Origin of the sequence: Tindallia californiensis (assembly GCF_900107405.1) — a bacterium.
GTDB lineage: Bacteria > Bacillota > Clostridia > Peptostreptococcales > Tindalliaceae > Tindallia > Tindallia californiensis.
On sequence record NZ_FNPV01000003.1, the window covers coordinates 361,181 to 376,831 of the forward strand.

Consider the following 15,651-nt stretch of genomic DNA (forward strand, 5'->3'; position numbering starts at 1 on the left):
TTAACTATGGTCTTTTAGTTAGCAATCCTTTGATACCGTGCTGCTAGCATTACCCTAAAACACACTAAGCCTAAGAAGAGAACCCAAAAGGAGGATCATCATGAAGCAGGAAATTGCCATCGGAGCCAAATACGACTATTCTAGATATTTCTACGAACATCTACTAAAAGATATATTAGGTCCAGATTTCAATATTTCTTCTTACAACTTGTCAGAACCACAAAATCATATTATTCACCCAGATATTTTCCTAATATCCACACCTTTTATCGCTAACGAAATGAAGCCACTTATTCATCCTAAAACAAAAGTAATCGCTATTAATCGTACTTTTTCTAGAGAGAGCTATCGTTTACTAAAAACAATTCCTTCTGATAAAGACATACTCGTTGTCAACAACGGTATCGACGTTACCTTCGAAACTATTTCATTAATCTATGCTTTAGGATTTAATTTCAAGCTATATCCTCATTATCCCGATGCAACTAAGCCCTTAGACATCCAAGTAGCCATTACGACAAATGAAACGCACCTGGTGCCAGATTCCATCTCTCAAAGCTACAATATCGGACATATGGTTTATTCTTTATCAACTATCAACGAAGTGCTAGAAAACTTAGACATCGAACAATCAGTAAAAAACAAAATACTTTATCGATATGAAAAGCAAGTCGTTTCAAATGAAACAGGTGTCTATAAACTTTTAGGCAAAAATGTCGCTAGTCAATATGAGTTACAGGCCGTTCTAGACTTAATTGAAGAAGGGGTTATTCGCATCAATACCCAAGACAAAATCACAATGATTAATAATAAGGCGCAACAAATCCTAAATAGGCCGAAAGAATTTCTATATCAGAAACCTTTAGCGGATATTCTTCCATTGCCTTTCAAAATATCAGAAGCTCCTATTCATAATTATTTTTTAAGTATTGGTAACGAACAATTGATTGTTTCTTCTCAACCTACTCATATTTTTGACAATCGAGTTGGTAGTATTATTACCTTAAAAAAAGTAACTGAATTGCGTAAACTAGAAGAACAAGTCCGTCAAAATAACGCTAGAAGGGGCCATACGGCAAAATATACTTTTGACCATATCTTAGGATCCAGCCCACCAATTCTTCAGGCCAAAAAACAGGCACAAAAAATGGCCGTTATCAATTCGACCATTGTAATTATAGGTGAAAGCGGAACAGGAAAAGAGCTTTTCGCCCAGGCTATTCATAAACAAAGCCATCGAAGCAAATTTCCATTTATTGCTATTAACTGTGCCGCTCTGCCAGAAAGTTTAATCGAAAGTGAGCTATTCGGATATGACAGTGGCGCTTTTACCGGTGCTTCCAAAACAGGCAGGTCCGGCTTATTCGAAGATGCCCATTTAGGCACCTTATTCCTTGATGAGATTGGTGACTTAAGCCTTCCCCTCCAATCAAAATTATTAAGAGTATTAGAGTCTCAAGAAGTCATCCGTTTAGGCAGTAATAAAATCAGAAATGTTGATGTTCGAATTATCGCCGCCACTAATAAAGATTTACGTCTTTTAGCTGAGCAAGGTGATATGCGATGGGATTTTTACTATCGATTAAACGTGTTTCCGCTTCGCATCCCACCTTTAAGAGAACGCAAAGAAGATATCAAATTGTTATTTCACCATCTTTTACACAACTTTCATTGTCATAAGTCTATTGCTCCCTCTTTGTTAAAAGTTTTTTTCGACTATGACTGGCCTGGCAATATCAGAGAACTACGGAACATCACCGAGTACTTATCGCAAATGAGCGAAAATTCCATTCAAGTTGACGATTTACCACCAGACTTTGGCGGCTTTATTCTCGAACCAACGAAGCAAAAAGAAAGCCTTAATATTAGTCACTGCATACTAGTACTTCTTCTAAAACGCGAGGAGCAAGGCCTTCGAACTGGTCGTAAAAAAATCCTTCACACTTTAAACGATTGTGGTTTTTTGATCACAGAAAGAATCATTCGCAACCATTTAAAAGATCTCGAAAATCAAGGTTTGATACAGTCCGGCAAAGGCAGACAAGGCTCCTTTTTGACAAAAGACGGAAATCAATTAGCCTTCAAATTATCTCAAAATGAAATTTTTGCAAAAGTTACTCATCCTTAGCATTCTTTTTGATTGTACTTTTTATTCCTTTGATGGTTCTGGCCATTAGGGGGCTATTTTGTCTGTATTTATAATTTCCCCACCGATACACAATGCCCACACCCATTAAGAAGAGCATTGCTGATGAAAGGTTTATTGTTTCCGGAAAAATCATTGTAGAAGATCCAATAATAAGGCCAGAGAAAAAGAACAATACTTCTGACTGATGCTTTTCAAATACGGTTTTCAAGAGTTTAGCCAGTAGAACAGCACCAATCAACGCTCCCAAAAGAAAGATCATTAAATAAGGAACATTCATTTCATTCACTATTTTCAACATGGATTCGTACATTCCTAAAACAATAAGAACCGAACTGCCGGAGATTCCTGGGATCATCATCGTTCCACTAGCAATCACACCACCAAAAAATGTTTCGCCCAGCGACAAATTCTCGCCATCCACCAGTGTAGGCATTTTAGTCAGTCCATAGGCCAGCAGCATTCCCATACCTAATAAAAGCATGTTTTTTTTGGTGCAACCACTACTTCTTTTTAAGATAAAAGGAATCGACATCCATAAACATCCTAGCACAAACGCCTTGGTAGGATTTGCATAAAAAGCAAAAAGATAGGTAAACAAAAAACTGCCAAGAAACACTCCTACCGTCGTGCCTGCAAACATCACAAAATACGGCTTAAAATGCCGTTTCCATATATCTTCTAATATTTTCTCGTAAATTCCAAAAGCAATTAAAATAGTGCCTCCGCTAATTCCCGGCACAATAATACCCATACCTAAAATAAGCCCTTTAATAAATAAAAGGCTTTGATTTCTGCTAAAGGCTATCCCTTGTTCCATCATGCTTTTCATGGTAATAATCTCCTAAACCCATATTTCCTTTTCTCTTTCCAGAGTTAAGTATTCTTTATTATAACAGTTCGCTTTAATGCATCGCAACATTAGAAGCAAAAGGCCATAAAAAAGCCCGAAAAAGATTGCTGACTTCTTCGGGTTTCTCTAATGCTTAGCCTTTATTTATGGCTCCGTATTATATTTGATATCGCTCCAACTCTTTTTTCAGAAACAGTACTACTTTTTCCAAGTCTTCTATGTTATCAGTCAGCACCCTTATTTCCGAAGAAAAACTGGTAACATTAGCACTCATTTCCTCAGAGGTAGCCGAATTTTCTTCGGCAATAGCTGCTAAGGTGTTCATATTATCAAATACTTTATTGATTCGGTTTGTCTCATTAGAAAGACGATTAGAAATATCCACGATAATATCGGATACTTCTTCGATACGGGTAGAGGCTTTACGACTTTCATCCGTGACATGAATCATGGTTTTCGTACCTTCATCTAATTGAATAAACTGTTGGTTTACCTGATTCACCATCTGATTCACTTCTTCAATAAACTGATTCAGACTATGATTAATTGTGCTAACCGCTCCCTTGGAATCTTCTGCCAGTTTGCGGATCTCTTCAGCAACCACGCTGAATCCTCTCCCCATTTCACCAGCCCTAGCCGCTTCGATAGAAGCATTTAATGCCAGTAAATTGGTTTGTTCAGCAATGCTTTCCACGGTACTAACAATCGTGATAATATCTTTTACTTTATGCCCTAAAGCGGTTCCCTGCTCATTAACATGGGCAAACTGGTCTTTCACCTGGTTCAGGTTTTCTGAGACAGCTTCCAGATCTGTAAAGGATACTTCTATTTGATTCACAGCAGCTTCTAAGCTGTCTTTCCCCTCTAGCTCCTGTTGGCTAATTTCGTTAAGAGTTTGAATGTTCTCGGATAAAAGAGCAACGGAACTTTCGGTTTCCGTAGCCTGATGCACAGCACCTTCTGCTACTTCCTGAACCGCATCGGCAATGGTATTGGCCATATCGCCCATATTATTAGCCACGCCGCTAAATTTGTCAATAAACGAATATAAGTCATCCATTCCACCTTTATAGTAGGTGAACTCTTCTCTTAAAGCTTCTTTCACATCTGTTGTTTTCTGATAAAGGGTTTCAATTTCATCACCAGTCTTTACTTTAAGGCTGTTAGAAAAATTCATGGCTTTCATCGATTCTAATTCTTGCTGCATTTCCAGCATTGGTTTTGTTACCACTGTGCCGGTCCACAAGCCGGATAATAAGATAATTCCAGGCACTCCTACCAGTAAGGGAATGCTTTGCATCCCATTAAACAGAAGCACAAAAAGCACTGATACTACTGTTGGAATTAAAACAATCTTAAAGGAAAGATTCTTGAAAATCCCAAAGGACAATAACTGAGAAAAAGGATAGTTTTTGCGCTGTATCGATGATTTTTCGAATTCAATATGAAGTTTTGCTTCATAGGTTCCGTCCTGTGCCCGGTCTTCGCTGACTACTTCTGCAGACAGCCTTTCACCAAAATGCTCAGCTACTCCTTCTAAAAGTCCCAACAAGTAATGATGCAATCCCCTTTTTGACCGATAAGTCATCTCCATCGTATGGTCATCAATCATTTCTGGAATCAGTCGGGGCGGATTTGCCCCAGGAATCATTTTTGTCAGTTGAATATGTACTTTATCCATTAAAAGTAGGAAATTCATTGCGCTACTGGTGCCAAAGTAGGAAGGAAACCAGTCATAAAAAGCCGGGATATTATTTTGCCCTAACTTCCGCCACTGTTCTTCCGGGGATATCCCTTCATTTTTTGCAAAGGCCGCAATCAAATCAAATATTTCCCGATCTTCTATTTCTTCCATCGGGGTAATCACCTTTTGCGGATTCCACCCTTGTTCTGTTAGTATTCTATCTTTTGTATCTTCACCATAAAGCTTCTTCATTGTATTGATCCAAACATTAACAACCGTACCTTTCACTGTCCTCACCCTTTCTTATCAATATAGCTTCTTTCCGGTAATGCTTCACTAGCCTATCCTTTGATTATACTTCATCTAAGAGTAGTAATCAATGAAAGCTATCTCCAAATGCAACAGCAGTTATTACCAGAAGTTAAACATCCCTTTTGTCATTGCCTTCTAACGGCTTTGACAGGTCTATTGCAAAGGAAACACGGGTGCCTTCTCCTTCCTTACTACTAATTTCCATTTTTCCACCCATCATTTCTACAAAATTTTTGGATATTGGCAGCCCCAGACCTGTACCTCCATATTTTTTTTCAATTCTCGAACTGCTTTGAACAAACGGTTCCATAATAGCTTGCAGATGCTCTGGAGGCATTCCAATGCCTGTGTCTAAAACGTCAATGTTCAGCCTTAACATATTCCTGCTAACCTCTCTGCAACTGATGAAAACCTCTACTTTTCCCGTTTCTGTAAACTTTATAGCATTGCTGATTAAATTGCTGATTATCTGTCGGATTTTAATCGCATCTCCCACCACTTCCCGATGACACAGACCGGTTTTATAGGATTGCTCCAGCTTAATCCCTTTCAACTTTGCCTGAGCGCTATAGGATTTAACCGCCGTATCAATACACTGATGCAAGTTAAAAACCGTTTCATTCAGTTCCATTTTTCCGGATTCAGCTTTGGAAATCGTCAATACATCATTAATAACACTGGTCAGAACTTCTGATGCTGAACGCATATGCTCCAAGTATTCTCCTTGTTCCTGATCCAGTTCTGTCATTTCTAAAAGCTGAATAAATCCAAAAAGACCATTTAATGGCGTCCTGATCTCATGACTCATGTTTGCAACAAATTGACTTTTCGCACGATTCGCTTCTTCTGCTTTTATTTTTGCTTCCACCAGCTCTTGCTCTGCTTTCTTCAAGTCGGTAATATCCCTCATTTGTGCAAAGACTCCGATTGGTTTGTCATCCGAGTTGGTGATCTGAGTCATTATCATCCAAGTCGGAAATTCATAACCTTCTTTGGTAACATGCCACACTTCATCACTATAAAAACCTTCTTTTTTTACTTTTTTAACAGAAGGCATTACCTGTTTTTCCAGTTGGGCTCGAGTATGAAATAAAGAAACATGGCGCCCTGTCAGCTCTTCCGAATCATATCCATGCATTTTCTGCCAGGAAGGATTAATAAAAACGACATGCCCATCCATATCAGCAAAGCAAAGACCATCTACCGATTGTTGCAAAGCCGTCATATAAAGCCTAAGTTCTTCTTCCATTTTTTTCCGTTCTGAAATATCCACACAGCTACCTCGGCAAGCAACCATTTCTCCCTCTGTATCAAAGACAGGAACACCACTCGCCATTACCCATAACGTTTTTCCTTCCTTTGTTTGCAATGGTATTTCCAGAGAACGGAAACTTTTCTGTTGAAGAAAAAATTGGTTTATCTGTTGTTCTTCCATACCATTTTCTTTTTCCATCAATTCCAAAAGACTTTTCTGTCCAACAACTTCTTTTTCTGAGTATCCTAAAACCTGTTCAAATATTTCATTAACATACCGAATGACACCATTTTGATCTGTTTCCCAAGTTATGGTTCTGCTTTGTTGGTTGGCCTGACGATACCGTTCTTCGCTTTCACGTAACTTTATTTCGGATTCTTTCAATCTTCTTCTGCTTTTTTCCAGCTTCATAAGTAAAAGCGACAAGATAACAGCAAAAATAACAGCTCCTATTAACATTCCTCTTGTCCGCCATTGTAGTAATGCAGCCGCTCGCTTGCTTGCTGTAATATCCTGAACCGTAAAAATAACCCCTTGTGACAAATCTTCCTGATTAAGAGGAGTGGAGGAAAGAATGATATCTAGTTTTCTTCCATCTTTCGTCAGCCATTGGGTTTCCACACTACCCGTTCCTTTAATACCTATCTGACGATATTTTTCTTCACCAACAAACATATGAGTTTCGTCGTCAGGATAAAGAATGCGAGCATCTTTTCCTAATAACTCGGCTTCCTCATATTCCATTAGTTCAATAATATAATCATTTACCATCACCATCACCCGATCCTCCACCATCCCTATGCCTGTTGGTGCTGTCTGAAGAATGGTTTCAATCATTCTCTCCTGATCAGATGTGTCGGCGTCATTCGTCTTTATATTTTCAGCATAAACAGGCATACTCATTAGTAAAACAAGTACACCCACCATCCATATTGACAACCTTCTCCCAGGTTCATTTTTCATGACTTCACTTCCTTTTAGATGCATCCCCACCCAGCAAACAGGATCTTTATTTACCTCTTGCAGAAGAGAAAGTCTTAGCGGTACTCATCAACGGATAAACAACGTTTTTTCTTAAAGTTTCCTTAATCCTTTACCCATTCTTCCCTATTCTAACCATTGCTTTTCTTTAAGCTTCCTTTATTTTTGAGCAAACAAAAAACCCTTCTCGGTTGCTGGCTATCCTATACAGATCCATCTTTTCTCGAGAAATACTTTTCTTTCTCTTTTGAGAAATACTTTTTCTTTCTCTTTTGAGAAATACTTTTTCTTTCTCTTTTGAGAAATACTTTTCTTTCTTTTTTGAGATGTTTCTGTACTTAGACCCTTTAGTTTTGCGTCCTATTCTTTCGAATAGTTTGCTATTGTACCGAAAGGTTTTCAGGTAGTCCGTCCACCTTACAACTATTACTTTCCGTTGCTTAGGCCGTAACTTTGCGTCCTATCTTTTCAAATAGTTTGCCTTTGATTATAATATACCCGGCGTTGAAAGTTCTAAACATAAATGTTGGAAAATATTTAATATTTCGATAAATACCAAAGCACCACTAATCCTCTTCTTTTACAAAAGAGAGTTTCGCAGTGCTTTATCTCGAGATAAGCGATCCTAATCTTTTTCCATGTTCTGAGATTTTTCAGCGCATGCTGCCATTGCTTCTATAATGCCACTTCGAAAACCTTCAGCTTCCAGTTTTCTAACCGCTTCTATCGTTGTTCCACCTGGCGAGCAAACCATATCTTTTAATTCCGCCGGATGAAGTCCTGTTTCAAGGACCATTTTCCCGCTGCCCATCACGGTTTGTGCGGCAAAGATCCGTGCTTCTCTGCGGCCCATTCCTTTTAGGACAGCTCCATCTGCCAGTGCATCTATTAACATAAATACATAGGCTGGCGCACTACCACTTACGGCCACTACAGCATCCATCATATATTCAGATACCATTTCCACACGTCCAAATCCTTCTAAGGTTTCTTTGACTTTATGAATCTCTTTCTCGGACACCTGATCGTTGGCACACATCGCTGTCATTCCTGCACCTACCATTGCCGGAGTGTTTGGCATTGTTCGTATGATTTTCACTTTTTTTCCAAATGCCCGCTCTACCTCTTCCAGCGTTTTTCCAGGAGCAATTGTAACAACAACGGTTTCTTCCCCAATAACCGAAGTGATCTCTTGAATAACTTCATCATAAAAAACTGGTTTTACGGATAATATGAGTATTTTACTGCTTGATGCAATCTCTTTATTATCGTCGGTAATCTTTATCCCTAACTGCTCACCTGCTTTTTCCAGGTTCGGACGATGCTTATCAGAAGCGATGATCTCTTTTTCCGACACAATCTTAGCTTTGATCACTCCAGCAATCATCGCCTGTGCCATATTTCCACAACCAATAAATCCTAATTTCATTCTAAAAACCCTTCTTTCCTTATCCTATTCTTTTCTTAATGATATCCTTTTATATCACTCATTTTATCAATGACTAGCCTTTTATATTCCGTCAAAAGATTGCTCTGTCCGGCCAATAATTTCATCTTGCAACACTTTGCTTAAGTTTCTAAAATGATCACTATAACCTGCAACACGAACAATCAGATCCTGATATTCCTCCGGGTTTTTTTGCGCTTTAATTAAAGTTTCTCTATCGGTTATATTAAATTGAATATGATGCCCTTCCATATTAAAATAAGCACGAACCAAACTTGCCATATTGTCCAGCCCCTCTTCACCCTTAACGACGGACGGGGTGAACTTCTGGTTTAGCAAGGTGCCTCCCGTACTAAGGTGATCCATTTTCGCTGCTGAACGAATAACCGCGGCAGGTCCAAGGGTGTCCGCTCCTTTTTCTGGCGAAATACCTTCTGAAAGTGGTTTGTGCGCTAAACGTCCATTAGGGCTGGCTAGCATAACTTCACCAAAGTATACATGGCAAGTGGTTGGAAGCATATTAATTCGATATTCTCCCCCTTTCATATTAGACCGTCCATTAACGGTTTCTTTATAAATAGTAAATATTTGTTTCATCACTTCGTCCGCATAATCATCATCATTTCCATATTTAGGTGTTTTGTTTTTCACGAGATGCTTAACCAGATCATGGCCTTCAAAATCATCGCTTATCGCCGCCATCAGTTCTTCCATCGTGCATTTCTGATGATCGTAAATATTATATTTGATGGCTGTCAGTGAATCCGTAATCGTGCCAATCCCGACGCCCTGAATATAGTTAGTATTATATCTGGCACCACCGGCATTATAGTCTTTGCCTTTCGCTATGCAATCATTAGTAATGACCGATAGAAAAGGAGAAGGCATGTATTTTGCGTAGATGGTCTCTATTACATTAGAACCCTGTATTTTGATATTGATAAAATGCTCTATCTGTTTCTTGTATGCTTCTAATAACTCTTCATAACTCTTGAAATCTTCCGCTTTTCCCAGGGCTAATCCCAGCTGCTTTTTTCCTACAGGATCATAGCCATTATGCAGGGTGATTTCCAATATTTTAGGCAAATTGAAGTACCCTGTCAGAATATAGGCTTCGTTGCCAAAAGCTCCCGTTTCTACACAACCACTAGTTCCTCCCAGTCGTGCATCTTCGATGGTTTTGCCTGCATTTAACAGCTCTTGCATGATGGCTTCGGTATTGTAAAAAGCTGGCTGTCCCCACCCTTTTCTTGACACTTCACAAGCTCTCTTCAGAAAGTGCTGTGGTGTTTTTCGGCTAATCTGAACATTGGAGCTTGGTTGTAAAAGTTTCATTTCGTCCATGCAATCCAGTATCAAATAGCTGACATCATTAACACCATCCTGACCATCAGCCGTGATCCCACCCGTATTAATGTTTGCAAAATCTGTATAGGTCCCACTTTCTTTTAAGGTTATTCCTACTTTGGGCGGCGCTGGTTGGTTATTAAATTTAACCCATAGGCATTGCAACAATTCTAAGGCTTCCTCTTCCTTCAAACTTCCTGCTTCCATTTCCTTTTGATAAAAAGGATTTAAGTGTTGATCTAACCTTCCGGGACTAAAAGCATCCCATGGATTCAACTCTGTGCAAACGCCCAGATGGACAAACCAATACATCTGGATTGCTTGCCAATAGGTTTCTGGCTTGTTAGCCGGAACTACCTCACAGTTTTCAGCGATTTGCAGAAGTTCTTTTTTTCGAGAAGGATCCGTTTCCTTTTCAGCTAGTTCTCTGGCATATTGAGCGTATCTTTCTCCCAAAATCATGATAGCATCGCAGGCAATGTCCATTGCTTTTAAGTTTTCTAACTTGCTGTAGGCTTCCGAATCATTCATATAATCTAAGGAAGCGATTCGCTCCTTTATGATTTTTTTGTAATCTTTGAACCCTTTTTCATAGATGGCACCAGAACCTACGGTATGTCCCGGACCTCTTTGCTCCATAAACTCAGTAAATATTCCCAGTTCATAACAATCTTTCCATTCATCAGTCATCGCATCCAGTATTTTTTTTCGAATGGAGCGATCTTTCCAGTAAGGAATTATTTTTTCTTCCTGCAGCGTAAAGTCTTCTTCGCTAACTTTGAATCCAATAAGTTCTCTCTCATTCATGACCTGCATGTCTTCTATCGTATGACAGCATAGCTCCGGAAAGGTTGGTGTTTTTTGGGGTCCATCACCTTTTTCGCCCACAATAAGCTCCCCATCATTAATGCACAGGGTTTTGTTTTCCATAAAATACTTAAAGGCAATGGCTCTCATCTCGGGAATAGAAACAGATCCATCATATTGTTGATAGGCATCTGTCATCAAATCAGCTCGTTCCATGTAAATCCTCGGTTCCGTTGTCACACTTTGCTGCCTAAGCTTCCTTACTCTTTCATTGATTCCTCTAAGCTCCATTTCATCAGCCTCCTATACTAATATTTTGAAACCCATGTTCTATAAAAATGTTTTTTATTGCCTCCATTTTTTCAGGAGAAGGAACACTCATCTTTTTCTTCTCGTAAGAACGACCTAACCGCTGATATTTTATAGACCCTGCTTCATGATACGGTAGCAAATCTATTTTTTTTACTTTGATTTGATTCATCACCAACCATTGAATCATTTCTTGTATTTCCTTTTCCCTATCATTAAACCCGCCAATAACAGCCACCCGAATGGTAATAATCGCATCCATCTTATTGATTTCTATTAAATTATCGAGAATAGTCTCTAACCCATCTCCCACAAATAGTTCATGTTTTTGTTGGTCGATGGTTTTTATATCATACAAAAAAGCGTCCACGTAGGGAACCAACTGTTGATAGGATTCTCTCGGCGCAAGACCACAGGTATCTATGGTAATATGGATGCCCAACCTTTTTAGCTTTTTACATAGTTCCAATAAAAACCCTATCGACTGAGACATAACTTCACCACCAGACAGAGTAACGCCACCTCCTGATTCTTCATAAAGCATTCTGTCCCTTTTCACAATCTCAACCAGTTGATTTGCTGTATATGGTTTCCCCGCTATTTCCAATGCATTATAAACACAATAGTCCAGACAAGTTCCACAAGTATGGCAGTTTTTCCGATCCAATTCGATCTTTCCTTTTACCTCTTTAATCCCTTGATGGGGACAAAAGTTCATACAGGCTTTACAATTTTTACATCTTTCTTCATAGCGTATTATTTGTTTTTGATAACTTTGACTTTCTGGATTGTGGCACCATTTACAATGCAGTCCGCAACCTTTAAAGAATACGGTACTTCTAATCCCTTCACCATCATGGATCGAAAACCGTTGTATATTAAAAACCAAGGCCTCTTTCATCGAAACTCACAACCTTTCTCCTTAGCTTCTTTGTGGCGACCTTTTGGAAGGCGATCTCCTGCTTTGCTCCAATAATAACTTGTTAATTATTTGTCATTTTCAGTATCTCTTAGTTATATGAAAAAGTCAATCCTTTTTGCCTTTTTTATGAAATTATTTTTCTAATAATGTTTTTATCGTGAAATTTATTCATATAAATTCATTTACATTGATGTTTCTTCTTTTAAAAGCAGTCTTTAAGCGCCCTATTTATTTTCAGAACTTCTTAAGCTTTTTAATAATCCCTTCTCTTTTTTGTATGACTTTTCCGTGATTATGGTATAGTATAATGACAACTACAGGTTTTTTCCATTCAATGGATTGTTGACAAAAGCCTTAGCGGCACTAGTCATCGGATAATAGAGGCTTTGGAGCCTAATTTTTCGGCAAGGAGAGGTTAGATGCTTAAAATCGAAACTCAGATCGGCGCAAAAGCAAAGCAATTGCGGCAAGAAAAAAAAATAACGCTGAAGGAACTCAGCGAAAAAACAAACCTGTCTGTTGGATATCTATCCCAGTTTGAGCGAGGAATTAATACCATTGCTATCGATACACTTGCTAAAATCGCTGATGTTTACCAGGTCCACTTAAACTATTTTTTACCTAGTCAGATGGGAGAAAATGCCATTGTCTTAAAAAGCTATGAACAGGAAGTATTAGATGTTATTGGCGAACACTACATCGTTACTTCTCTTGGTACCAACAACTCAAAGCATATTTTATATCCAAGACTCATCGAGATCCTACCTTCCCTAAAAAAAGAAGAACGCCTTCAAACCTATCCTCACAAGGGTGAAGAGTTCATTTACATTCTGGAAGGTATTCTTACACTTTTATATAAGGATGAAAAGCATCATCTTTATCCTGGCGATTCTGCTCAATACGCTTCGGACATTCCTCACAACTGGGCGAACGACACGAACAAAAATGTAAAGTTGCTTTGTATCTCTGTTCCAAACCCTTTTAATGAAAACAATCCTAAAGATAAGGTCGAAGACGATCATCTCCATCAACATATAGGCAGCACCTTAACGGATTAATTGTCTTAAAACTACAAATACCAATAGTGATGAAGTCTTAAGGCCTCTTCCCTATTGGTATTCATCTTCGTTATCTTTTTTATCCTTTTTATCTCTTCTATCCACTTTATACCTTTTTGTCCTACTCTTTTTCAAGATTATCGCAAAATCGTCTCCAGCTCTTCTACTTGGCGAACAATCATTTTTGCACCAGCTTTTTCCAATTCATCCCTATCTCCATACCCATATAACACACCAATAGAATCTACTCCTACCTTTTTCGCCCCTATCATATCATGTTTTCGATCCCCTACCATCACCGCTTTGGAAAGATCTTTCACACCAGCCCTTTCCAGCACATATGCTATCACTTCATTCTTCTGTACCCTGCTGCCATCAAAATGACTTCCTGCCACAAAGGAAAAGTAGTGATGGATTCCAAAATGTTTCAGTATCTGGTTAGCAAAGATTTCCGGCTTTGAAGTGGCTACCAAAAGCGTCTTTTTTCGACTGGCCAACTTTTCCAGCAAAGCCGGGATTCCTTCATAGACTTTGTTTTCAAACAAACCTTTCTCTCTATAATACTCACGATAATACTCTACCGCTTGTTTCGCTTCTTCTTTAGAAAACCCGTAAAAGCTCTCAAAGGATTCCATAAGTGGCGGTCCTATAAATGGATACAAGGTTTCTCTGTCCTCCACTTTAATCCCATATTTTTCCAGAGCATGCATCAGGGCATTGGTAATCCCCATCCCCGGGTCTGTCAAAGTTCCATCTAAATCAAATAAGATGCATTGATAGTTCATTGGTATTCCTCCCATTAATTTCTTTATATTATCCCTCTATTACCATTTTCTTTTTCTTTCCTTACCCTTTTTGACTCAAAAGTATGATATTCTTTTTGAAACTTTTTTCCTCTTTCATACGTTTTACCTATGTCTGACATTATTGGTGCGCACCAATTTCTCTGAAAGGAGCAACAAATGAAGAAAAAAGAACTTGCATCTGAAAAAGAAGTAGAAGCTTATTTGATAGAAAACCAATTAATGCACTATCGCTTAGCTTATAGTTATGTTCGCAATCAGGAAGATGCCCTGGACATTATTCAGGAAGCTTCGTATAAAGCTATTGTACACATAGATTCCTTAAAAAGCATCCACCAAATGAAACCTTGGTTTTGTCGAATCCTCATTAATACAGCCCTGGACTTTCTGCGTAAACGAAAACGACTTCTTGTAATGGACGAAGAGACAATGGAGGCTTTCGACAAAGGATCCGAAGACCGTTATGAAGACATTGATCTTCACCAGGCACTAAGAGAAATGCCGGATCAGTATCGCAGTATCCTTATCTTGCGTTTTTTCGAAGACTTAAAAATTGAAGAAATTGCAGACATCTTAAACGAAAACATCAGTACCATCAAAAGCAGGCTTTATCGTTCCTTAAAAATGCTTCGCCTTGAAATCAAAGAAGATCAGGAGGTTATCCAATGAAGAAAAATCATCTTCACTCTATAAAAAAAGACTATATGAATCCACCTCTCCCTAAGGATATAGAAAGTAGCATCCGAAAAGGAGTGGCACAGGCACAAAGAGAAAAACAGCGTCATCGATTTCAACGTGGAATCAAAAAAACAGCTAGTATTGCCGCTGCTGCATCTATTCTTTTCACCGTTGCCCTTAACAGCAGCCCTGCCTTTGCTTCTTCTTTTTCAGAGATACCTCTCATCAATCGTGTGGTGCAGGTACTTACAGTGAAAGATTATCAATTTGAGCAGGATGGATATACTGCCAATGTCACTACTCCAGCTATTGAAGGGCTTGAAAATAAAAATCTTGAAACCTTATTAAATAAAACCTATTTAAAGGAAAGCAAAGAACTTTACCAGGATTTCTTAAAAGAAATGGAGGAGATGGAAGATTCCGGCGGCGGTCATCTGGGCCTTCATAGTGGTTACGAGGTTGTTACGGATAATGAGCAGATTCTTTCTATCCGACGTTATGTGGTTAATACCGTGGGATCTTCTTCCACAACTTATCAATATGATACCATTGACAAAGAAAACGAACTGTTTCTTACCTTACCGAGCCTGTTTAAGGACGATGCTTACATCGAAGTGATCTCTCAGTCCATCAAAGAGCAAATGATGAACCAACATCGTCAAGACCCTGATCAAATATATTGGCTGGAAGGAATGGTGGAGGATCCGGATCTTGTTGATCTTTTCCAGAAAATTGATCCTTCGCAGAACTTCTATATTAGCGAAGACGCCACTCTGGTCATTTCTTTTGATAAATATGAAGTAGCTCCCGGCTACATGGGAGTAGCTGAATTTCAAATCCCTACGGATATCTTAAAGCCATTGTTAGTCAATAATGAGTATTTGAAGTAAGGTTTCTATCCACTACCAATTGCTACCGAATGCTACGGATTGCCCACCTTTCTGGTGGGCATTTTTGTCTTCAGTCTATCCAGACACACCTGTCAAAGGTTGAAGATACCCAATAATACCAATATTAAAAAAAATTGACAAGGCTTACTTTGCTCTATA

11 protein-coding genes and 2 riboswitches are annotated in these 15,651 nt (G+C 38.7%); of the genes, 4 read left to right on the forward strand and 7 right to left on the reverse strand.

The genetic code is table 11. The annotated features are described in order from the left end of the window. The first annotated feature begins 100 nt into the window (after window positions 1-100). Entirely contained in the window at window positions 101-2,128 is a 2,028-nt protein-coding gene (locus tag BLV55_RS05690; RefSeq protein ID WP_093312163.1) for a sigma-54 interaction domain-containing protein, read from the forward strand. Here BLV55_RS05690 and BLV55_RS05695 read toward each other — a convergent pair. The 6 genes from BLV55_RS05695 to BLV55_RS05720 form a co-directional block, all read right to left on the reverse strand. Continuing rightward, the gene (locus BLV55_RS05695; RefSeq protein ID WP_093312166.1) at window positions 2,115-2,978 is read right to left on the reverse strand and encodes a DUF368 domain-containing protein; all 864 of its coding nucleotides are present in this window, start codon (window positions 2,976-2,978) and stop codon (window positions 2,115-2,117) included. The two genes, BLV55_RS05690 and BLV55_RS05695, sit on opposite strands and share 14 nt — an antisense overlap. Window positions 2,979-3,156: 178 nt before the next feature. Continuing rightward, complete coding sequence (locus BLV55_RS05700) at window positions 3,157-4,971, reverse strand: heme NO-binding domain-containing protein (RefSeq protein ID WP_093312168.1); 1,815 nt, start codon at window positions 4,969-4,971, stop codon at window positions 3,157-3,159. Between the two features lie 133 nt (window positions 4,972-5,104). Beyond that, the gene (locus tag BLV55_RS05705) at window positions 5,105-7,213 is read right to left on the reverse strand and encodes a PAS domain S-box protein (protein ID WP_176968278.1); all 2,109 of its coding nucleotides are present in this window, start codon (window positions 7,211-7,213) and stop codon (window positions 5,105-5,107) included. A 348-nt stretch (window positions 7,214-7,561) separates the two neighbouring features. Further along, window positions 7,562-7,623, reverse strand: a riboswitch (cyclic di-GMP riboswitch). Between the two features lie 7 nt (window positions 7,624-7,630). After that, window positions 7,631-7,723: riboswitch (cyclic di-GMP riboswitch) on the reverse strand. A gap of 133 nt (window positions 7,724-7,856) precedes the next feature. Beyond that, window positions 7,857-8,660: a pyrroline-5-carboxylate reductase gene (proC, locus tag BLV55_RS05710; RefSeq protein ID WP_093312171.1), complete on the reverse strand. Its 804-nt coding sequence runs from the start codon at window positions 8,658-8,660 to the stop codon at window positions 7,857-7,859. Window positions 8,661-8,741: 81 nt separating this feature from the next. Next, a complete protein-coding gene (gene hypD / locus BLV55_RS05715; protein ID WP_093312173.1) occupies window positions 8,742-11,123 on the reverse strand; it encodes a trans-4-hydroxy-L-proline dehydratase in 2,382 nt (793 codons plus the stop codon). A gap of 4 nt (window positions 11,124-11,127) precedes the next feature. Continuing rightward, window positions 11,128-12,042 carry a glycyl-radical enzyme activating protein gene (locus BLV55_RS05720; RefSeq protein ID WP_093312175.1) on the reverse strand — a complete coding sequence of 305 codons (915 nt, stop codon included), beginning with the start codon at window positions 12,040-12,042 and terminating at the stop codon, window positions 11,128-11,130. A 440-nt stretch (window positions 12,043-12,482) separates the two neighbouring features. Here BLV55_RS05720 and BLV55_RS05725 point away from each other — a divergent pair, with 440 nt between their 5' ends. After that, the gene (locus BLV55_RS05725) at window positions 12,483-13,121 is read left to right on the forward strand and encodes a helix-turn-helix domain-containing protein (RefSeq protein ID WP_330386579.1); all 639 of its coding nucleotides are present in this window, start codon (window positions 12,483-12,485) and stop codon (window positions 13,119-13,121) included. A 137-nt stretch (window positions 13,122-13,258) separates the two neighbouring features. Here BLV55_RS05725 and BLV55_RS05730 read toward each other — a convergent pair whose 3' ends face one another. Beyond that, window positions 13,259-13,906: an HAD family hydrolase gene (locus tag BLV55_RS05730; protein ID WP_093312176.1), complete on the reverse strand. Its 648-nt coding sequence runs from the start codon at window positions 13,904-13,906 to the stop codon at window positions 13,259-13,261. Between the two features lie 177 nt (window positions 13,907-14,083). Between BLV55_RS05730 and BLV55_RS05735 the strand changes: the two genes are divergently transcribed. Both BLV55_RS05735 and BLV55_RS05740 read left to right on the forward strand, forming a co-directional pair. Next, complete coding sequence (locus BLV55_RS05735) at window positions 14,084-14,593, forward strand: sigma-70 family RNA polymerase sigma factor (protein WP_093312178.1); 510 nt, start codon at window positions 14,084-14,086, stop codon at window positions 14,591-14,593. Further along, window positions 14,590-15,492, forward strand: coding sequence for an anti-sigma-V factor RsiV (locus BLV55_RS05740; RefSeq protein ID WP_093312181.1), 903 nt, complete (start codon window positions 14,590-14,592; stop codon window positions 15,490-15,492). The genes BLV55_RS05735 and BLV55_RS05740 overlap by 4 nt, the downstream gene beginning before the upstream one ends. Window positions 15,493-15,651 lie beyond the last annotated feature (159 nt).